The organism is Stenotrophomonas sp. 116085_Sma, assembly GCF_056479585.1.
The window spans coordinates 411,745-431,873 of the sequence record NZ_CM151057.1 but is presented as its reverse complement, the minus strand read 5'-3'; the positions used below and the strand labels follow the sequence as shown (position 1 = coordinate 431,873).

Sequence of the window (20,129 nt, the reverse complement as noted above, 5' to 3'; positions counted from 1 at the left end):
GCAGCCATGACAGCGGCTCCCATGACTGATGCGCGTACCCGCCAGGCCGATGCCCTGGTCGAAGGCCTGCAACGCGAAGCTGGCGGCAAGCTGACCGTGTTCCTCGGCGCGGCGCCGGGCGTGGGCAAGACCTACGCCATGCTGACCCGCGCGCAGGAACAGCTGCGCCGCGGCGTCGACCTGGTGGTCGGGCTGGTGGAAACCCATGGCCGTGCCGATACCCAGGCGCTGCTGGAGGGGCTGCCGCAGTTGCCGCTGAAGGACGTGGCCTACCACGGCCACGCCCTGCAGGAGATGGACCTGGATGCCGTGCTCGCACGGCATCCAGCGTTGGTGCTGGTGGACGAACTGGCCCATCGCAATGCACCGGGCAGCCGTCACGAGCGGCGCTGGCAGGATGTGATGGAGCTGCTGGACGCCGGCATCGATGTCTGGACCACGGTCAACATCCAGCATCTGGAAAGCCTCAATGATGTGGTGATGCGCATCACCGGCGTGCGGGTCAGCGAGACCGTGCCCGATGTCGTGCTCGACCGCCTGCACGACATCGTGCTGGTCGACCTGCCACCGCGCGAGCTGATCGCGCGCCTGCAGCAGGGCAAGGTCTATGTGCCGGAACAGGCCGCGCAGGCCCTGCAGGCGTTCTTCTCGCCGGCGAACCTGACCGCGCTGCGCGAACTGGCCATGCAGGAGGCTGCCGACCGCGTCGACAGCAGCCTGCGCGAGGCACGCGCCGCCCGTGGCGAGAGCAACCTGCCACTGCGCCGCGGCGTGCTGGTGGCGATCGACGGCGGTGGCCAGAGTGAATACCTGGTGCGCGTGGCGCGCCGCATCGCCGAGCGCCGCGACGCACCGTGGACCGTGGTGACCGTGCAGGGGCGGCGCCAGGATGAAGCGACACGGCGCGAGATCGATGCCGCCTTCGCGCTGGCACGGCGGCTGGGTGGCGACGCCGAACTGTTGCACGGATCGAGCATCGCCGACGCCCTGCTCGACCACGCCGCGCACAACGGCGTGTCGACCCTGGTGCTGGGCCGGACCCGCGAACGCCCGCTGGCACGGATGTTCAACCGGACGTTGACCCAGCAGCTGATCCAGCGCGGCGCGCATTACGAGATCACCATCATCAGCACCCCGCAGGCACGTGCGCGCTCGCGCCGCGAGGGCCTGCTGCCACCGATGCGCGGCATCAGCTACGAGCCGGTGCAGGCGCTGGTCGCCACGGCGCTGGCCTGTGCGGTGGCATGGCTGGCCGAACGCTGGGTAGGCATGGCCGACCTGTCGATGGTGTTCATCGTGGCGGTGGTGCTGGTGGCTGCGCGCACGCGCGCCAGCGTGGCGGTGATGGCGGCGATCCTGTGCTTCCTCGCCTACAACTTCCTGTTCATCGCGCCACGCTTCACCTTCGCCATCGGTGCACGCCAGGGCGTGATCACCGTGTTCCTGTTCCTGGCCGCCGCACTGGTCGCCGGGCGCCTGGCCTCGCGCCTGCGCATGCAGGTGATCGCGCTGCGCGCGGCCAACCGTCATGCGCGTGCGCGCCAGCAGCTGGGACGGCAGCTGGCCAGTGCGGCCGGTAATGGTGAAGTGGCGCAGGCCGGGCGCCTGGCGCTGGAACAGGCGATGGACGTTCCTTCGTGGCTGCGGATCGGCGCCGACACGGCATCCGGTGGCCGTTCGCAGCCGGGCGATACCGATCTGGCGGCGGCCGACTGGGCCCTGCGCCACGGCCAGCCCAGCGGCCGCTTCACCGATACCCTGGCCGGTGCGCAGTGGTGGTTCCTGCCGCTGCTGGATGGCGAAGACCGCGCCATCGGCGTGGCCGGCCTGTACCTGCCCGGCGCGCAGGCGCGCCTGCTGCCCGAGCAGCGGCAGCTGGCCGAGGCGATGGTCGACGATATCGCGCAGGCCGCGTTGCGCACCCGGCTGGTGGCCGAACTGGAACAGGCGCACGTCAGCAACGAGACCGAGCGGCTGCGCTCGGCCCTGCTCTCTTCGGTGTCGCACGACCTGCGCTCGCCGCTGGCAGCGATGATCGGCTCCGCCGACAGCCTGGCCAGCTATGGCGCGGCGATGGACACGACGGATCGACGCGCCCTGCTGGACACCATCCTGGTCGAAGGCGAACGCCTGGACCGCTACATCCAGAACCTGCTGGACATGACCCGGCTTGGCCACGAAGGCCTGAAGATCAATCGCGACTGGATCGGCGTGGACGAACTGATCGGCTCGGCGGCGCGGCGCCTGCAGCGCTACCAGCCGAAGGTGCGGCTGGAGCTGGACATCCCAGCCACGCTGGCACCGATCTGGGTGCACCCCGCGCTGGTCGAACAGGCGGTGTTCAACGTGATGGAGAACGCCGCCAAGTTCTCACCGCCCGACGCCGCCGTGCAGGTGCAGGCGCGCGAGCTGGACGGCCAGCTGCGCATCGACGTGATCGATGCCGGACCCGGCATTCCCGACGACGAGCGCGCGCGCATCTTCGACATGTTCTACAGCGTCGAGCGCGGTGACCGCGGCCGCCACGGCACCGGCCTGGGCCTGACCATCTGCCAGGGCATGATCGGCGCGCATGGCGGCAGCGTGCAGGCGCTGCCCGGACGCGACGGTCGCGGTACCCTGATCCGCATCACCCTGCCCCTGCTCAAGCCAGCCTCCCACGATGAGCCCGACTCCGATTGATGCCAGCGTGCCGGCCGCGCGCGTGCTGGTGATCGATGATGAAACCCAGATCCGCCGGTTCCTGGACATCAGCCTGCGCGCGCAGGGCTACCAGGTGCGGCAGGCCGCAACCGGCCAGGAAGGCCTGCAGCTGGCCGCCAGCGAGGACATGGACCTGGTGATCCTGGACATTGGCCTGCCGGACATGGAAGGCCATGAGGTACTGGAGCAGCTGCGGCAATGGAGCCAGGTACCGGTGATCATGCTGACCGTGCGTGCGGGTGAAGCCGAGAAGGTGCGCGCACTGGATACCGGCGCCAATGACTACGTAACCAAGCCGTTCGGTACCCAGGAACTGATGGCACGGGTGCGCGCGCTGCTGCGTACGCGCAGTGTGCCCAGCGATGGCACGCCGCCGGTGTTCGACGACGGCCACCTGCACGTGGACCTGCTGCGTCGCGAAGTCGCCCTCGGTGGCGAGCCGGTGGCGCTGACCCGCAAGGAATACGCGCTGCTGTCACTGCTGCTGCGCAATGCCGGGCGGGTGGTGACCCAGCCACAGATCCTGCAGGAGATCTGGGGCCCGACCCACCAGCACGACACCCACTACCTGCGCATCCTGGTCGGCAAGCTGCGGCACAAGCTGGGCGATTCGGCACTGGATTCGCGCTACCTGTTCACCGAACCGGGCGTGGGGTTGCGGTTCAAGGGGTAGATCCACGCCATGCGTGGATGCCGTCATTGATGCCGTCATTCCGGTATATGGGGTCAGAGCCCGTTGCGCAGCAACGGGATCCGACCCCGTACCGTTCCGGCAGATCGCGGAGATCTGTCGAAGGCGGGGTGGGTCCGGTTGCGGGGGTGTGAGCGGCATGGATGCCGCGACCAAGCCCCCAGGGTGAAGTGCCCCCCGAGACTTGGACGGGGTCAGGCGGCCGATTGGGCCTGCTCCCGGTACTTTACCGGGCTCAGACCTTTCAGTTTCAGTTTGATGCGCTCTTCGTTGTAGTACTGGATGTATTCCACCAGCCCAGCCTCCAGACTCTCGATGCTGTCAAAGCTGTTCAGATAGAAGAACTCCGACTTCAACGTTCCGAAAAAGCTCTCCATTGCCGCATTGTCCAAACAGTTGCCACGCCGGGACATGCTTTGCTTCAACGAGTGCTTTTCCAGCATGTGCCGGTAGTTTTCATGCTGGTACTGCCAGCCCTGGTCAGAATGGATCATGGGGCGCTCATCCGGGGAAAGCTTGCTGATGGCCTCCTCCAGCATCTGACCCACCAGATCGAACACGGGCTGGCGCTTGATCTGATAAGCCACGATTTCACCGTTGTAGAGGTCCATGATCGGCGACAGGTACAGCTTCATGCCCTGCACCTTGAACTCGGTGACGTCGGTCACCCACTTCTGATTGGGTCGCTCGGCCTGGAACTCACGATTGAGATCGTTGCCAACCACAATATTGGCCGCCCCCTTGAAGGCCCGATAGCGCTTGACGCGCACGCGCGATTTCAGGCCCATCTCCCCCATCAGGCGCTGTACCCGCTTGTGATTGGTCCGATGGCCCTGATTGGCCAGTTCCAGCGTCACCGTGCGATAGCCATAGCGCCCTTGGCTCTGATCGTAGATTGCACGGATACGCTCACGCAGGTCTGCCTCGTCCTGATCCGGATGGGCCAGGACATGGTTCTGGTAATAGAACGTACTGCGCGACAGCCCTGCCGCTTCGAGCAGAAGCGACAGCGTATGAACCTGCCTCAATCCTTGGATGGCTTGCGCTTTGCGTCTTGCGCCGCCTGCTCTTCCCGGATCAAGGCATCGAGTTTTTTTAGGTAGTCGGTCTCCGCGCGCAGATAGGCGACTTCCTTGAGCAGCTCATCGCGGCTCATATCCTCAGGTGGCTTGGACGAACGGGTCTTTTTCATCGGCTTTCGGGGCGGCGGCAGGGGCGGTGCCAACGCTTGGGCACCGCCCTGAGCATACAGGCGCCGCCACTGCCCCACTGCGCCGGCATCACCAATCTGAAAGTAGGTGGTGGCCTCGCGCCCGGACATGCCGTCCTGGCTCATCTTCTCCAGGACAGCCAGCTTGAACGCGAGGTCATAGGACCGGGCCTGGCGGTGAAACCCGCGCCAACCGTGCAGCCGATAGGTCGCCACCCAGCGTCTGACCGTGGAGAACTCCAGGCTGTGGCGACGAGCAACGGCTTTGACCGATGTGGAGGTCTTGCAGGCCTCTTTGGCGACCTGCAGTTTGAAACGCGCGTCGTATCTGTTCATGTATCCCTCGGGGTTGGATCTGGCGTCCAACTCCCGGGGGTCACTTCAGGGATGGGTTTACGGCGTCCCCCGCAACCGGACCCACCCCGCCATCCCTCAGAAAACCCGCTCTTGACGTTGACGTTGCCTCGGCGGGTGCCGGGCGCAGCCCGGCCCCAGCTCAGAACCCCAGCGGGGTGTCGCCCAGCACCGGCTGCAGCTGGCTGCGGAACAGCGCCTGGATGCGTTCCAGTGCCGCCTCGTCGTTGCCCTCGAAGCGCAGCACCAGCACCGGCGTGGTGTTGGAGGCACGCACCAGGCCCCAACCATCGGGGAAGTCCACGCGCAGGCCATCGATGGTCGACAGCCGCCCACCCACGTACGGGTTGTCCGGCGACTGCGCTGCTGCCACCAGCATCGCCACCAGCGCGTGTGGCGTACCTTCGGCCACCGGCACCTTCAGTTCCGGCGTCGCCACCATCTCCGGCAGCTCGGCCAGTACCTCGTCCGGGGTTTCCTCGCGCTGGGCCAGGATCTCCAGCAGTCGCGCGGCAGCATACAGGCCGTCGTCGAAACCGAACCAGCGCTCCTTGAAGAAGAAATGGCCGCTCATTTCGCCGGCCAGTTCCGCATCGGTTTCGCGCATCTTCGCCTTCATCAGCGAATGCCCGGTCTTCCACATCAGCGGGCTGCCACCATTGCGCAGCACGTGGTCGGACAGCTTGCCGGTGCACTTCACGTCGTAGATCACCATTGCGCCGGGATTGCGCATCAGCACATCGGCGGCAAACAGCATCAGCAGGCGGTCTGCATAGATGATCCTGCCTTCGCCGGTGACCACGCCCAAGCGGTCGCCGTCGCCATCGAAGGCCACGCCGAGGTCGGCGCCGAAGCGCTTGACCGTCTGTACCAGGTCTTCCAGGTTGGCCGGTTCGCTGGGGTCGGGGTGATGGTTGGGGAAGGTACCGTCGACATCGCAGTACAGCGGAATGACTTCGGCGCCGATGGCTTCCAGCAGCTGTGGTGCGAGCGCACCTGCGACGCCGTTGCCAGCATCGGCCACGACCTTCAGCGGGCGGTCCAGCTGCACGTCATCAGCGATGCGCTGGATGTAGTCGGCCCCCACTTCGCGCTGCTGGTAATCGCCCGGCTCGGCCGCCTGCACCAGGCGCCCCTCGACGATGCGCTGGTAGAGATCGGTGATGGCATCGCCGGACAGCGTCTCGCCACCGATGACCACCTTGAAGCCGTTGTACTCGGGCGGGTTGTGGCTGCCGGTGACCGCCACGCAGGTGCCGGTACGCAGATGGAAGGCGGCGTAATAGACGACCGGGGTCGGTGCAAGGCCGATGTCGATCACGGTGCAACCGGTGCGACGCAGGCCCTCGGCCAATCCCGCCGCCAGTTCCGGGCCGGACAGGCGGCCATCACGGCCGATCACCACCTCGCGCAGGCCCTGTTCCAGCGCCACGGTACCGATGGCCTGGCCGATCAGCGCGGCGGTCTTCGGCGTCAGTTCGCTGCCGACCACGCCACGGATGTCGTAGGCACGGAAGATGCCGGCGGCCAGTTCCCCGGCCGGGACCGGCGGTGGCGGCGGCGCACTTTCCGCGGCGCTGGCGGCGGCCACCGGCGGCGGCGCCATCTGCAGGCTCTCGCTCAGCGTAGGACCGTGATCGGCTTCGGCCGCAGCGGCGCGACGCGGCAGCGGCAGGGTCTTCGGCAGGCGGCCGCGACCGACCACCAGCAACACGGCGACAAAGGCCAGCAGCAGCGCGACGATGGCACTGGCCAGCGATCCCAGGCCCAGCGGACCGGCTTCGACATTGGGTACGGCAGCCACCAGCCGCAACGGCGTGCCCGGAACCGGGCGCGCCAGCGCTTCGGCGCTCTCGGCCAGGCCGGCGTCGCCCTGGGCAACGAGGTCATGCGTGCCTTGGCGCAGGCCGAGGAAACCGGTGGACGGGGCGCTCACCTGGTCCAGCGGCGAGGTCAGCCGCAGCAATGGCTGGCGCACGTAGAGCACTGCCGGGCCAAGGCTGCCCAGCTGCACCGGTGCCGCCAGACCAAGACGATTGCCACCGGCATCGCGTACCACGCGCAGGCCCGGCTTGCCCTCGGCCAGCGCTTCTTCCAGCAGGGCCAGGCGTGCATAGCCGAAGGTGGCCGGGTCGGCATAGGCCGTGGCCAGATCGGCGCCCAGCACTTCAACCTGCTCCACCCCGGTCCAGCTCTCGCGTACGGCCAGCGCTGCCGCGGCGGCGTCGCCGGCCTGCAGTGCCTGCTGCACGCGTTCGTTCTTCAACTGCTGCTGCAGCTGCTTCAGCTGGCCGGCAGCCGCCTCCTGCAGTCCCTGCACGGCCTGGTCACGCGCTTCTTCCAGCGCCTGGCCATTGGCTTCCTGCCGCCATTGCTGCACCGCGCTCCATCCGAACCAGCCGGCGAGCAGGACCAGCAGCACCCCCAGTAGTGGCGCACTGCGTCCCAACGACCGTTCCCGCTGCCCTTCCCCGATGCCGCTCATCAATGTCCCCCGTCAACGCACCCCGGTATGGCCGAATCCACCCGTTCCCCGCACGCTGTCGGTGAAAGTATCCACCACCTGCAGGCTGACGCGGGCAATCGGCACGACCACCAGCTGCGCGATGCGATCGCCCGGCTCGATGGTGAAGGCCTCGCGGCCACGGTTCCAGACGCTGATCAGCAACGGGCCCTGGTAGTCGGCGTCGATCAGGCCGGTGCCGTTGCCGAGCACAATGCCGTGGCGGTGGCCCAGCCCGGAACGCGGCAGGATCACCGCGCACAGGTTCGGATCGGCGATATGGATGGCCAGGCCGCTGGGCACCAGCGCGGTGTCGCCCGGCTGCAGGGTCAGCGCGGTATCCAGCGCGGCGCGCAGGTCCATGCCGGCGCTGGCTTCGGTGGCGTAGGCGGGCAGCGGCCAGCTGTCGCCGAAGCGCGGATCGAGCAGCTTGACCTGCAGCGGTTGGGAAGTGAAAGCCTGGGTCATGCCTGGAGTCTCCGCGCGATCAGCGCCAGCAGTTGTTCGGCCAGCTCGCGCTTGGAGGTGGCCGGGAATACCTGTTCACCGTCCTGCCAGTAGGCCGTGGCGGCGTTGTTGTCGCTCTCGAAACCACCGCCGCTGATGCCGACCTGGTTGGCGATCACCAGGTCCAGGCGCTTGTCGACCAGCTTGCCACGCGCATATTTCTCCACGTCGTGGGTCTCGGCGGCGAAGCCGACCACCAGCTTCAACGACTGCGTCTGTGCAGCGACCTCGGCGAGGATGTCCGGCGTGCGCACCAGCTCGATCACCAGCGACTGGCTCTCGGCGGTCTTCTTCAGCTTCTGCGCGGCCACCTGGCGCGGGGTGTAGTCGGACACCGCGGCGGCACCGATATAGATGTCGGCCGGCAGCGCCTTCAGCACGGCATCGCGCATCTGCGCGGCCGAGCGCACGTCCACGCGCTGCACGCCGGGCGGCGTCGGCAGCTGCACCGGGCCGCTGACCAGCACCACCTGGGCGCCCATCGTCGCGGCGGCCGCGGCCAGGGCAAAGCCCATCTTGCCGCTGCTGCGGTTGCCGACATAGCGCACCGGATCGATGTCTTCGTAGGTCGGGCCGGCGCTGATCAGCAGGCGCAGGCCCTGCAGCGCGCGGGTTTCCGGTGCGGCAATCACCGCTGCGGCACTGCCATTGGCGGCCAGCGCGGCGACGATGTCGCCCGGTTCGGCCAGACGGCCGGGACCGGATTCGCCCTCGGCCAGCGGACCATCGACCGGGCCGATCACCTGCGCACCGCGCTGGCGCAGCAGGGCGATGTTGGCCTGGGTGGCCGGATGCAGCCACATGCGGTGGTTCATCGCCGGGCAGATCGTCAGCGGCGCGGTACTGGCCAGGCACAGGGTGCTGACCAGGTCATCGGCGTGGCCCTGGGCCAGCCGGGCCAGCAGATCGGCGGTCCCCGGGGCGACCACGATGCGGTCGGCCCAGCGGGCCAGCTCGATGTGGCCCATGGCCTGTTCGGCGGCACTGTCCCACAGCGTGGTGCGGGTCGGCTGCCCGGACAGGGCCTGGAAACTGAGCGGAGTGACGAACTGCTGGGCACCGGCGGTCATCGCCACCTGCACCTGGGCACCGGCGTCGCGCAGGCGCCGCACCAGTTCCAGGGCCTTGTAGGCCGCGATCCCGCCTCCGACGCACAACAGCAGTTTCTGACCTTCCAGCGCGCGAGCCGGCGCGGGGGAAGCGTTGGGGGAGTCAGCCACCTGGAATTCCTGTGCAAACGAGGGCGCTAGCTTACCCGATGGTCGGTAACGTCCCGGTGCACGGTGCACATAGCGGGCGGCTATCAGCAGATGGATTCCGCCCAGGTTGGCGGGGAATCCAGCCGGCATCGATTTCGGACCTTTCCTATACCTATGCGGGACAGTGCTTTTGCAGAATCAGGCCTTGGCTGCCGCACAGCGTGGCCTGTTCGATCTCCGAGGAGCCACGTGCGCCCACGTATCATCATTGCCGACGACCATCCCGTGGTCCTGCACGGCATCCGCATCGTGCTGCAGACACATCTGATGGACATCGTCGGCAGCGCCCGTGACGGCGCCGGGCTGCTGCAGCTGGTCGACCATCACCCATGCGATGCCGTGCTGACCGACCTGTCGATGCCCGGCACCGGCCCGGATGGCCCGGAACTGATCGATGTGCTGCACACCCGCTTCCCCGGGCTTCCAGTGGTCGTGCTGACCGGCGCGCGCCATCCCGGGCTGCTTGATGGCCTGCTGCGCGATGGCATCAACGGTCTGGTCGACAAATGCGCCGATTTCTCCGAACTGCCGCAGGCACTGAATGCCGCGCTTGTCGGGCAGGTGTTCGTTTCCCAGCAGCTGCGCCACCACCTGCAGGCCCGCGACCTGCTGTTCCCACGCGAACCGGCGCCGTTGTCGGCACGCGAGCAGGAAGTGCTGGACCTGCTGGCGGCCGGCCTCAGCGTGAACGCCGTGGCCGCACGATGTGGACGCAGCCCGAAGACGATCAGCCGGCAGAAGGCCGAGGCCAAGCGCAAGCTGGGCCTGCAGAACAACCAGGAACTGTTCGACTACCTGCAGACCCGGCGCGACTGAGGCATTGGCCGACCCGGGCCCGCGGCTTGCCCCGATGGGAGCCGCCGCAAAGTCTGGCGATGATGGGGCCATGCCCATCCATGACTGGCCCGAACAGGAACGCCCGCGCGAGAAGTTGATCGCACGCGGGCCCACGGCACTTTCCGACGCCGAACTGCTGGCCCTGTTTCTCGGCTCCGGGTTCGGTGGCCGCGATGCCGTGCAGACCGCGCGCGACCTGCTGCAGGCGCACGGCCCGTTGCGGATACTGCTCGACCGCCCCGCAGCCGAACTGGCCCGCCTGCCCGGGCTCGGCCCGGCCCGCAGTTGCACGCTCGCTGCCGGGCTGGAGCTGGCCCATCGCCATCTGGCGGCCGAACTGGAGCACGGCGAGGCGGTAGGCAACAACCCGGCGGCGGTCGGCCGCTACCTGCAGCACCGGCTGCGTGGCCAGGCCCGCGAGGTCTTCATGGCCCTGTTCCTGGACAACCGCCACCGCCTGATCGCCTGTGAAGAGCTGTTCCACGGCACCATCAACGCCGCCCCGGTCTACCCCCGCGAAGTGGTGCGGCGCGCCCTGCTGCACAACGCGGCGGCGGTGATCCTCAGCCACAACCACCCTTCCGGCGACCCGGAGCCCTCCAGCGCCGATACCCGCATCACCGACGAACTGCAGCAGGCGCTGGCAATGGTGGACGTGCGCCTGCTGGACCACTTCGTGGTCGGCGAGGGCCGTCCCGTTTCGTTTGCTGAACGAGGCCTGCTGGCCCAGGCCCAGCCGCGCCTGTTCGGCTGAGCGCGGCCCCGCCAGGGGCCATCGGTCGCCCCCACAGGCATCTTCCGGTCAGCGTGGCTGCGGGTATCTGCGCTAAAATGGGCGATTCCGCCGCTCATTCTCACAGCAGGCCTCGTGAAAAATCTCCTCCGCGCCCTGATCAGCCAAGGCATCGAAGCCTTGCGCGCCAATGGCACCCTGCCCGCCGACTCCCTGCCGCCGGACTTCGTGGTCGAGCGCCCGAAGACCCGCGACCACGGCGACTTCGCCACCAACGCCGCGATGCTGCTGGCCAAGGCCGCGCGCAGCAATCCGCGCGCACTGGCACAGGCGCTGGTCGAGGCGCTGCCGCGCAGCGAGGACGTCAGCAAGGTCGAGATTGCCGGCCCCGGCTTCATCAACTTCCACTTGGCTCCGGCTGCGTACCAGCGTGAAGCCGCTTCGGTCATCAAGGAAGCCCACGACTACGGCCGCAACCTGTCCGGCAATGGCCGCACGGTGGGCGTGGAGTACGTGTCGGCCAACCCGACCGGTCCGCTGCATGTCGGCCATGGCCGCGCGGCGGCGATCGGCGACTGCGTGGCGCGCGTGCTCGATGCCAACGGCTGGAACGCCAAGCGCGAGTTCTACTACAACGACGCCGGCGTTCAGATCGAGAACCTGGCGCTGTCCACCCAGGCACGGATCAAGGGCATCGCGCCTGACCAGGACGGCTGGCCGGAAGGCGGCTACCGCGGTGAATACATCGCCGACGTCGCCCGCGCCTACATGGCCGGCGCCAGCGTCGACCTGGAAGGCAGCACCGTGGTTGGCGCCAAGGACCCGGACGACATGCAGGCGATCCGCCGCTTCGCCGTGGCCTACCTGCGCAACGAGCAGAACCTGGACCTGGCCGCGTTCGGCGTCGACTTCGACATCTACTTCCTGGAAAGCTCGCTGTACGCCGACGGCAAGGTTGCTGAAGCGGTCGCCAAGCTGCAGGCCTCGGGCCATACCTACGAGGAAGGTGGCGCGCTGTGGCTGCGCAGCACCGACTTCGGTGACGACAAGGACCGCGTGATGCGCAAGTCCGACGGCACCTTCACCTACTTCGTGCCGGACGTAGCCTACCACCTGTCCAAGTGGCAACGCGGCTACGAGCGCGCGATCACCGAGCTGGGCGCCGACCACCACGGCTCGCTGGCGCGCGTGCGCGCCGGCCTGCAGGCGATGGAAGTGGGCATCCCGCAGGGCTGGCCGGAATACGTGCTGCACCAGATGGTCACCGTCATGCGCGGCGGCGAGGAAGTGAAACTGTCCAAGCGTGCCGGCAGCTACTTCACCCTGCGCGACCTGATCGAGGAAGCCGGCCGCGATGCGACCCGCTGGTTCCTGATCGCGCGCAAGCCCGATTCGCAGCTGACCTTCGACATCGACCTGGCACGCCAGCAGAGCAACGACAACCCGGTGTTCTACGTGCAGTACGCGCATGCCCGCGTCTGCAGCCTGTTGCGCCAAGCTCAGGAGAAGGGCCTGGTGTACGAACAGGGCAACGGCCTGGCCAACCTCGGCCGCCTGGCCGACGACGCCTCTCTGCTGCTGATGAACGAGATCTCGCGGTATCCGGAAGTGGTGGAAGCGGCCGGCGTGGCACTGGAACCGCATCTGGTGGCGCAGTACCTGCGTGAATTGGCGCACGCGTTCCACACGTGGTATCACGGGACGCCGGTGCTGGTGGATGACGCCGCCGACCGCAACGCCAAGCTGACCTTGGCCTGTGCGGCGCGCCAGGTACTGGCCAATGGCCTCGACCTCCTGGGCGTCAGCGCCCCGGAAAAAATGTAAGCATCAGGAGACGCAGTACTCATGGCAGCACGACGCGGCAAAAGCCAGGCACGACGCAACAGCGGCAGCCAGGGCACACCCGGATGGGTGTGGCTGGTGGCCGGTGTAGCGATCGCGGCCGTGGTGTTCCTGGCGGCGCCGAACCTGTTCAAGGGCGAGGGCGATGGCTTCCTGCGCGCCGGTCCGCAACCGAACCCGAACGCGCAGCCGGCGCCGGTCGCAGATGCCGACAGCGATGTCGGCACCCAGCCGGCCGCGCAGCCGGCGACGCCGAAGCCGGCCGAACCGGAAAAGCCGGCCGCCACCCAGTACGACTTCTACACCCTGCTGCCGGGCAAGGAAGTCGAAATGTCCGACGCCGAACTGGCTGCCAGCGCACGTGCCGAAGAGCAGCGCCGGGCCAAGGCCGAAGCATCACGCGCGCAGGCTGCGCTGGAAGGCAAGCCGGTTCCGCCGGCGACCACCACCGCACCGGCACCGGCACCGGCGGCCACCGCCAGCGTGTCCAGCACCGCGCAGGTGACCGCCACCAGCCGTCCGCTGCCGGCACCGCTGAGTGAACGCCCGGCCGCGGCAACGCCACCGGCCGGCACGGCCCCGGCCTCGACCAGCACCGCCGCCGCCACGCCGGCAGCACGCGCGGAAACTGCACCGGCAACGACGGGTACCCCGGCCGCTGCCGCACCGGCGGCCGCCGACAACGCCCGCTACATCCTGCAGGCAGGCGCCTTCGGTGCCTCCGGCGATGCAGAAGCGACCAAGGCCAAGCTGGCGATGATGGGTCTTGCGGCACGCGTGGAGTCGGCACAGATCAACGGCAAGACCGTGTACCGCGTGCGCATGGGGCCGTATGGCAGCGCCGGCGAACTGTCCGAAGCCAAGCAGAAGCTGGATGGCACCGGCCTGCAGGCGATGGCGATCAAGGCGCAGTAACCTGCCGGATCCAAATGGAAAAAGCCGGGCATTGCCCGGCTTTTCTGTTTCTGTAGAGCCGAGCCGTGCTCGGCTGAATCCCGACGAAGCCGAGCATGGGCTCGGCTCTACACTTCCGCGATGGCACGAGACGTCGTACGGCGCAGGTCAGCCTTCGCGGGCCACCTGGAAGCCGGCGAACGACTGGCTGACCGGCATCAGTTCCAAGCGATTGATGTTCAGGTGCGGCGGCAGCGTGGCCACCCAGAAGATCTGCTCGGCGATGTCCTCGGCGGTCATCGGGTTGGCGCCGGTATAGAGCTTGTCCGACGCCGCCTGGTCGCCGTGGGTGCGGACCACGGTGAACTCGGTTTCGGCCATGCCCGGTTCGATCGTGGTCACGCGCACGCCGGTACCGTGCAGGTCCGAACGCAGGCCCAGCGAGAACTGGCTGACGAAGGCCTTGGTACCGCCGTAGGCGTTGCCGCCCGGGTACGGGTAGACACCCGCCACCGACGAAATGTTGATGATCGCGCCCTTGCGCTCCACCAGCTGAGGCAGCAGGCGGTGGGTCAGGGTCACCAGCGCGGTGATGTTGGTGTCGATCATCGTGGTCCAGTCCGACAGCTTCGCGCTCTGCGCCGGCGCTGTGCCCTGTGCCAGGCCCGCATTGTTGACCAGAAGGTCGATCTCACCGAACGCCGGCGGCAGCGCCAGCAGCGCCGCTTCCATCGCCACCGCATCGCGGATGTCGAAGACGGCGGCGTGCACCACGTCCTTGCCGTAGCGGTCGACCAGCGGCTGCAGGCGCTCGCCGCGGCGGCCGGTGGCGATCACCTTCCAGCCCGCCTGGGCGAAGCGGTGGACGGCGGCGGCGCCGAAGCCGGACGTGGCGCCGGTAATCAGGACAGTGCGGGTCATCAGGCAACTCCAGGGGAAACCAGACCCCCATTCTGGCATCGTCGGTTGGCCGCTGTGTTGCCGGATCGGCCAGATCCGGGGTCAGATCCCTCTGCTCCGCACAGGGATCTGACCCCAGCTGCAGGGGGGCCGGTACAATGGGCCATGATCAACAACGATGTCCTGCGCAGCGTGCGCTACTCCCTGGACCTGGGCGACCAGCACGTGGTGACCCTGTGCCAGATGGCCGACCCGGCCTTCGCCGTGGATACCGAACAGGTGAAAGCCTGGCTGCGCCGCGAGGACGAAGCCGGTTTCGAGGCGATGAACGACAGCGCGCTGGCCCACTTCCTCGACGGCCTGATCGTGCACCTGCGCGGTCGCGACGAGAGCCAGCCGCAGCGTGCGGTGGAAACCCGCATCGACAACAACCTGGTGCTGAAGAAGCTGCGCGTGGCATTCCAGTTGCGCGACGTCGATCTGATGGAGATCTTTGCCAGCGCAGGTTTCAATGTCTCCAAGTCGGAAGTGGGCGCGCTGTTCCGTCAACCCGGGCACGCCAACTACCGGCGTTGCCTGGACCAGATGCTGCGCAACTTCCTCAAGGGTCTGAGCCTGCGCCTGCGCGGCTGAGCACGGCGTCGACGAACGCCCGCGCCGCTGGTGTCGGCAGGCGCTGCCAGACCAGGTGCACGCGCCGGGTCGGGGTCGGCTGCAGCGGAATCTGCACCACACCCTGGAACCCATCGGCGATCAATGCCGGCACGATGCCGACCGCCAACCCATGGCGGACGAAGCGCTCGACCAGTTCCATCAGGTTGACCTCGAAACGGACCGTGTGCGGCAGTCCGGCTGCGGCAAAAGCATCATCGGTCTGCTGGCGTGCGCCGGTGCCGCGCGGGAAGTCGACCAGTGCTTCATCCTGCAGTGCGGCCAATGGCAGCCGCTTGCGCCCGGCCAGCCGGTGCGATGGCGCCATTACCGCTACCAGATCCTCCTCCTGCAGCACCTGGTGGCAGACACCGTCCAGCGCTGCCGAAGGCGCCAGGCCTACCAGTGCCACATCCAGCGCGCGCGACTGTACCTGCGCGATCAGGTCCTCGCTCTTGTCCACGTGCAGCTGGAACTCCACCTGCGGGTGCACGCGCTGGAAGGCCGCCAGCATCGCCACAACGTCGATGCCGGTCAGCGAGGAAATCTGCCCGATGGCCAGCAACCCACCCACTTCGCCACTGACGGCGGCCACGTCGGCGCGCAGGTGGCGCAGGCTGGCCAGCACCTGGCGTGCGTGCACCAGCAACGCCTCGCCGGCGGCGGTGGCCCGCACCTGGCGCGGCAGGCGCTCGAACAGCGTGGCACCCAGTTCCTGTTCCAGGTGGGCGATCTGGTGGCTGAGCGCGGACTGCACCACGTGGCAGCGCTCGGCGGCACGGGTGAAATTGCTCTCTTCGGCCAGCGCCACGGCGAATTCGAGCTGCTTGAGGTTCATACAACTATCTTGTTTCCAGATGGTACGGATGATGATGATTCATTTCCATCATGCTCGCAGCAGGCGGACACTGTGCCCCCCCGCTTCCTGGAACATCGCGTGAGCCCGTCCCTTCCCCCTCTGCACCGTTGGCAGGTGCTGCTGATGTCGGTCGCTACCGGCGTGGCGGTGGCCAGCAACTACTATGCGCAGCCACTGCTGCACACCATCGCCGATGCCTTCGGCGTGCCGTTCGGCCAGGTCGGCATGGTGGTGACCGCCGCGCAGCTGAGCTACGCCGCCGGGCTGATCCTGCTGGTGCCACTGGGCGACCTGTTCGAGCGCCGCCGCCTGATCGTGGTAATGAGCCTGCTGTCGGCCGGCGGCCTGGTGATCAGCGCCTGCGCGCCGTCGCTCGCCTGGCTGCTGGTGGGTACCGCGATCACCGGCCTGTTCTCGGTAGTGGCACAGGTGCTGGTGCCGTTCGCGGCCACGTTGGCTGCCCCCGAGCATCGCGGCCGCGTGGTCGGCACGCTGATGAGCGGCCTGCTGCTGGGCATCCTGCTGGCCCGCACCGTCGCTGGCCTGCTGTCCAGCCTGGGTGACTGGCGCCTGGTGTACGCGATCGCGGCCGGCACCCTGGTGGTGACCGCACTGGCGCTGCAGCGCGGCCTGCCGCGATTCCACCACAGCGCCGGCCTCGGCTACTTCGCACTGCTGCGCTCGATCGGCGTGCTGTTCGTGCAGGAACCGGTGCTGCGCCAGCGCACCCTGCTGGGCGCCTGCAGCTTCGCCATGTTCGCGATCTTCTGGACACCGCTCGCCTTCCTGCTGGCACAGCCGCCCTACGCCTACAGCGACGCCACCATCGGCCTGTTCGGCCTGGTGGGTGCGGCCGGCACGCTGGCCGCCGGCCTGGCCGGGCGCATGTCCGACCGTGGCCAGACCGGTCGCGCCACCGCCATCGCACTGCTGCTGTTGCTGCTGTCGTGGCTGCCGCTGGGGCTGTCCGCGCACTCGCTGCTGGCATTGCTGGTGGGCGTGGTGGTGCTGGACCTGGCTGCGCAGCTGCTGCACGTCAGCAACCAGAACCTGATCTATGCGCTGCAGCCTGCGGCACGCAATCGCCTCAATGCCGGTTACATGACCGGCTACTTCATCGGCGGTTCGCTGGGTTCGCTGCTGTCGGCGCAGGTCTACCAGCGCTTCGGCTGGACCGGCGTCTGCGTGGCCGGTGCTGCCGTGGCCGTGCTGGCGCTGCTGCTGTGGCTGCCCGGCGCGCTGCGTGCACGCCAGGCCTCGATGGCCGACTAGAAGCTGCCCTGCAGCGCCAGCTCCCATCGCCCACCGGCGTTGCCGGGGAACAGGCGCTTGGCTGCGTTGTCCGTGTCGTGAACGGTGGCACGCAGCTCCCACGCCGGCGTCAACGTGGCAATGGCACTGAGCTGGCCATGCAGGTAATCCGGTCCCTGTGCGGTGGCCAGCCAGTACTGGCCCACCGCCGCTTCCAGACGGACGCGCTCGTGCAGCGGCACACGCACACCGAGCTGGGCATAGGTACCACGATGGCCACCGGCCAGCGCATCGTTGGAGTGCGCGACCTGCAGCCAGGCGCGCTGCTTCCAGGTCAGCGTGGTGTTGAGTTCGGTCCAGTCCAGCGCGCGGCCGGTGCCTGGATACACGTAGCGCGTCAGGTTGGCATCCAGCGTCCAGTCCGTGGCCAGCGCGCCCGACCAGCCAGCAACCAGATCGAATTCGCTGCGCGCGCCGTTGTCCGGTTTGAACGAAACATTGGAACCCCACACGCTGGCGTACCAGCCCGATCCCACCGTGACCTTGGCGCCCGCCTGTACGGCCGGCTGGCCATCGCTCTGCGAGCTGCCACGCCACACGTAATCGCTGGTCAACGCCATGTTGCCGCTCACCTGCACCTGTGCCTGCGCGCTGCCGATGCCAAGCAGCCCTGCCAGCGCGGCCACCGCCGCCGCCATTGTCCCCTTGCTGTTCACTGCACTGTTTTCCTCGTCGAAGGCGGTCTGGCCGCCGGGACGGCAGTGTCGGAGGAGGGGCCGTAACGGATCGAGGGTGCTGCCGGGTCCGCAGCGCAAATTCGGCGTAAATCCAGCAGACCGGGGCCGGGCACCACCGGCGCGGTATCATGGCGCCCTGTTCAAAGGGACCAACTGCGTGGATGCCATCCTGACTCCGGTATCGATCGGCGAGCTGATCGACAAGATCACCATTCTCGAGATCAAGGCCGAGCGCATCGATGATGCCGCCAAGCTGGCCAACGTACGCACCGAGCTGGACGGCCTGCTTCCCTTGTTGCAGCAGCAGCTGCAGGCACAGCCGGCGCTGGCCGTGCTGAAGCAGCAGCTGAAGGCGATCAACGAGCGCATGTGGGACATCCAGGACCAGCTGCGCGACAAGGAAGCGGCCCAGGTGTTCGACGATGCCTTCATCCAGCTGGCACGCGGTGTCTATGGCACCAATGGCGAGCGCGTGCAGGTGAAGAACGAGATCAACCGGGTGGCAGGTTCGGCGCTGGTGGAGGAGAAGCAGTACCAGGGCGAGTAGTTGCCCCTCAATCCGCTTCGATCAGATGGCGGAAGCGGAACAGCTCGCTATCGTTGCGGATGCCCAGCTTGCGATAGGCCGCGCGCTTCTGCGTGCTGATGGTGCTGGGCGAACGACCGCAGCGGCGTGCCATCTCGCCGGTACTGCCCCCACGCAACACCCATTGCAGGACCATTCGTTCGCGCATGCTCAATCGCAGTGGACGCATGGACTGCTGGCGCTGCCGGCGTGACTGGTTCAATTGCGCTCGCAGTTCCGGCGGCACGAAGCGTCCACCACGGCCCACCACGCTCAACGCCCGCAGCAGCATCTGTGGGGCGCAGGTCTTGGACAGGAACCCGCGCGCCCCCGCCTGCAGTGCCCTGGCCACGACACCAGCGTTACAGTGCGCCGACAGCACCAGAATCGGCATTGCCGGCCAGTGCAGCGATACGTGGCGCAGCAGTTCAAGGCCTTCTCCGCTGTCGCCGATCGGCAATGCATCAACCAGCAGCAGATCGATCGCAGCCTCCTGTTGCCTCAGGCGTTGCAGCAGGTCACCGCTGCAGCCAAAGCTTCCTTCCACGCGCAGGCCCGCCTGCTTCGCCAGAAGTTCCTGTACGCCATGCCGCAGCAGTGGGTGCGGATCCAGCAGCAACAACCGGCGGGGAGGATCGCGGGGCGACTGGAACGTGGGCATCTTTGCATTCCTGCAGAACAGGCCACCCACCCTAGGGTGGAGTTGGCGCGTGCGGAATCCAATTCGTTGCAATGCCGTGGCCCCGGCGTGACTCGGTCAGATGGCGTTTGCCCGGCCGGATACGCAACAGGCCCGGCATGAGCCGGGCCTGTCGAGGCATCTTCAGCGCGCAGGCGCGCCGAGGAAGCAATTACCAGCTGAAACGCGGGCCGACGGTGTATTCCTTGTCGCCATCGCGGTTCATCTTCAGCTCGCCGTTCAGGCCCCAGTTCTGGTTCAGCTTGACCTGACCACCCAGGCGGCCGTACCACTGGCCTTCCGGATTGATGCCGTGCTTCTTCGAGAAATCTTCGTAGCCGACCATGCCGTAGACTTCGGCGTGGGCACCGAAGGCGGTGCGGATACCAGCTTCAGCGCTGTAGCCGTTGAAGTCCAGGCCGTGCTTCTGGTCGCGCTTCTGGTAAGCAACGCGGGCAACGAAGTCGGTGGTCGGAGCGATTTCAACGTTGTAGCCGGCGCCGATCTTCCACTGGTCCAGCTTGATGTTGGTGTGGTCGATTTCCTGGCGGCTGTACTCACCGAACGCGTGGAAGTTCGGCAGGAAGCCGTACGAACCCTTCACGCCCCAGCCGTCGGCCTTGAACGCGTCGATGTCGGTCTTGGCGTAGTCGGCTTCGGCGTAGTTGTAGGACAGGTTCTCAGCAGCCGAGGCGGTGAACGGCAGGGCAGCGGCCAGGGCCAGAGCAATCAGCGAATTCTTCATGGGGGTACACCTTTACTTTCTTATGGTGTGCAGCAGCGCCAGGGCGCCATCGCATCGGGAATGTAAATTCTCCGTTATTCGCCACAACGCTCCCTGAAAGCAGCCGTCTTCGCATTGCTGAATTTTTGGGCTTGATTCAGGCTTCGTCTGGCATACGCGCGCGGCGCGCGTGCATTTGTGATTCGTCGCCGACTGCAACAGGAGGTTGC

General features: G+C 67.4%; 18 protein-coding genes. 9 read left to right on the top strand and 9 right to left on the bottom strand.

Translation table 11 applies throughout. From position 1 onward, the window contains the following. Positions 1-21: 21 nt before the first annotated feature. Positions 22-2,682, top strand: a complete 2,661-nt coding sequence (locus tag ACZK0Z_RS01940) for a sensor histidine kinase (RefSeq protein WP_049431084.1) — start codon at positions 22-24, stop codon at positions 2,680-2,682. After that, positions 2,663-3,376 (top strand): response regulator transcription factor, encoded by a 714-nt coding sequence (locus ACZK0Z_RS01935; RefSeq protein ID WP_197619915.1) that lies wholly within the window; start codon positions 2,663-2,665, stop codon positions 3,374-3,376. Before ACZK0Z_RS01940 ends, ACZK0Z_RS01935 begins: the two co-directional genes overlap by 20 nt. A 212-nt stretch (positions 3,377-3,588) precedes the next feature. On the opposite strand, the gene ACZK0Z_RS01930 is transcribed toward ACZK0Z_RS01935, so the two are convergent. The 4 genes from ACZK0Z_RS01930 to coaBC form a co-directional block, all read right to left on the bottom strand. Then, a protein-coding gene (locus ACZK0Z_RS01930; protein WP_197633811.1) for an IS3 family transposase occupies positions 3,589-4,940 on the bottom strand; the annotation gives its coding sequence in 2 pieces (ribosomal slippage) (positions 3,589-4,493 and positions 4,493-4,940; 1,353 coding nt in all). 160 nt (positions 4,941-5,100) lie between these two features. Further along, the gene (locus ACZK0Z_RS01925; protein ID WP_295550192.1) at positions 5,101-7,443 is read right to left on the bottom strand and encodes a phosphomannomutase/phosphoglucomutase; all 2,343 of its coding nucleotides are present in this window, start codon (positions 7,441-7,443) and stop codon (positions 5,101-5,103) included. 12 nt (positions 7,444-7,455) lie between these two features. Beyond that, positions 7,456-7,929 carry a dUTP diphosphatase gene (gene dut / locus ACZK0Z_RS01920; RefSeq protein WP_021204751.1) on the bottom strand — a complete coding sequence of 158 codons (474 nt, stop codon included), beginning with the start codon at positions 7,927-7,929 and terminating at the stop codon, positions 7,456-7,458. Then, complete coding sequence (coaBC, locus tag ACZK0Z_RS01915; protein WP_197632547.1) at positions 7,926-9,188, bottom strand: bifunctional phosphopantothenoylcysteine decarboxylase/phosphopantothenate--cysteine ligase CoaBC; 1,263 nt, start codon at positions 9,186-9,188, stop codon at positions 7,926-7,928. The genes dut and coaBC overlap by 4 nt, the downstream gene beginning before the upstream one ends. A gap of 228 nt (positions 9,189-9,416) precedes the next feature. On the opposite strand from coaBC, the gene ACZK0Z_RS01910 reads away from it, so the two are divergent. The 4 genes from ACZK0Z_RS01910 to ACZK0Z_RS01895 all read left to right on the top strand — a co-directional run bounded on the left by ACZK0Z_RS01910 (position 9,417) and on the right by ACZK0Z_RS01895 (position 13,554). Then, the gene (locus ACZK0Z_RS01910) at positions 9,417-10,043 is read left to right on the top strand and encodes a response regulator (protein ID WP_197632546.1); all 627 of its coding nucleotides are present in this window, start codon (positions 9,417-9,419) and stop codon (positions 10,041-10,043) included. Between the two features lie 70 nt (positions 10,044-10,113). Beyond that, complete coding sequence (gene radC / locus ACZK0Z_RS01905) at positions 10,114-10,818, top strand: RadC family protein (protein ID WP_197632545.1); 705 nt, start codon at positions 10,114-10,116, stop codon at positions 10,816-10,818. Positions 10,819-10,932: 114 nt separating this feature from the next. Continuing rightward, positions 10,933-12,621, top strand: a complete 1,689-nt coding sequence (gene argS, locus ACZK0Z_RS01900; protein WP_049429654.1) for an arginine--tRNA ligase — start codon at positions 10,933-10,935, stop codon at positions 12,619-12,621. 21 nt (positions 12,622-12,642) lie between these two features. After that, positions 12,643-13,554, top strand: a complete 912-nt coding sequence (locus tag ACZK0Z_RS01895; RefSeq protein ID WP_197619913.1) for an SPOR domain-containing protein — start codon at positions 12,643-12,645, stop codon at positions 13,552-13,554. A 147-nt stretch (positions 13,555-13,701) separates the two neighbouring features. Here the strand turns inward: ACZK0Z_RS01895 and ACZK0Z_RS01890 are convergent, their stop codons facing one another. Further along, a complete protein-coding gene (locus tag ACZK0Z_RS01890; RefSeq protein WP_049429652.1) occupies positions 13,702-14,454 on the bottom strand; it encodes an SDR family NAD(P)-dependent oxidoreductase in 753 nt (250 codons plus the stop codon). 144 nt (positions 14,455-14,598) lie between these two features. On the opposite strand from ACZK0Z_RS01890, the gene ACZK0Z_RS01885 reads away from it, so the two are divergent. Further along, entirely contained in the window at positions 14,599-15,066 is a 468-nt protein-coding gene (locus ACZK0Z_RS01885) for a YehS family protein (RefSeq protein ID WP_014035693.1), read from the top strand. Here ACZK0Z_RS01885 and ACZK0Z_RS01880 read toward each other — a convergent pair. Beyond that, entirely contained in the window at positions 15,035-15,922 is an 888-nt protein-coding gene (locus tag ACZK0Z_RS01880) for a LysR family transcriptional regulator (protein ID WP_049429651.1), read from the bottom strand. The two genes, ACZK0Z_RS01885 and ACZK0Z_RS01880, sit on opposite strands and share 32 nt — an antisense overlap. 144 nt (positions 15,923-16,066) lie before the next feature. On the opposite strand from ACZK0Z_RS01880, the gene ACZK0Z_RS01875 reads away from it, so the two are divergent. Next, positions 16,067-17,215 (top strand): MFS transporter, encoded by a 1,149-nt coding sequence (locus ACZK0Z_RS01875; RefSeq protein ID WP_329861007.1) that lies wholly within the window; start codon positions 16,067-16,069, stop codon positions 17,213-17,215. On the opposite strand, the gene ACZK0Z_RS01870 is transcribed toward ACZK0Z_RS01875, so the two are convergent. Further along, entirely contained in the window at positions 17,212-17,910 is a 699-nt protein-coding gene (locus tag ACZK0Z_RS01870; RefSeq protein ID WP_049429649.1) for a TorF family putative porin, read from the bottom strand. The genes ACZK0Z_RS01875 and ACZK0Z_RS01870 overlap by 4 nt on opposite strands. Positions 17,911-18,088: 178 nt before the next feature. On the opposite strand from ACZK0Z_RS01870, the gene ACZK0Z_RS01865 reads away from it, so the two are divergent. Continuing rightward, positions 18,089-18,478, top strand: a complete 390-nt coding sequence (locus ACZK0Z_RS01865; protein ID WP_049429648.1) for a DUF6165 family protein — start codon at positions 18,089-18,091, stop codon at positions 18,476-18,478. 7 nt (positions 18,479-18,485) lie between these two features. Here the strand turns inward: ACZK0Z_RS01865 and ACZK0Z_RS01860 are convergent, their stop codons facing one another. Both ACZK0Z_RS01860 and ACZK0Z_RS01855 read right to left on the bottom strand, forming a co-directional pair. Beyond that, a complete protein-coding gene (locus ACZK0Z_RS01860; protein WP_197619912.1) occupies positions 18,486-19,157 on the bottom strand; it encodes a response regulator transcription factor in 672 nt (223 codons plus the stop codon). Positions 19,158-19,347: 190 nt separating this feature from the next. Next, a complete protein-coding gene (locus tag ACZK0Z_RS01855; RefSeq protein ID WP_032130335.1) occupies positions 19,348-19,920 on the bottom strand; it encodes an OmpO family porin in 573 nt (190 codons plus the stop codon). Positions 19,921-20,129 lie beyond the last annotated feature (209 nt).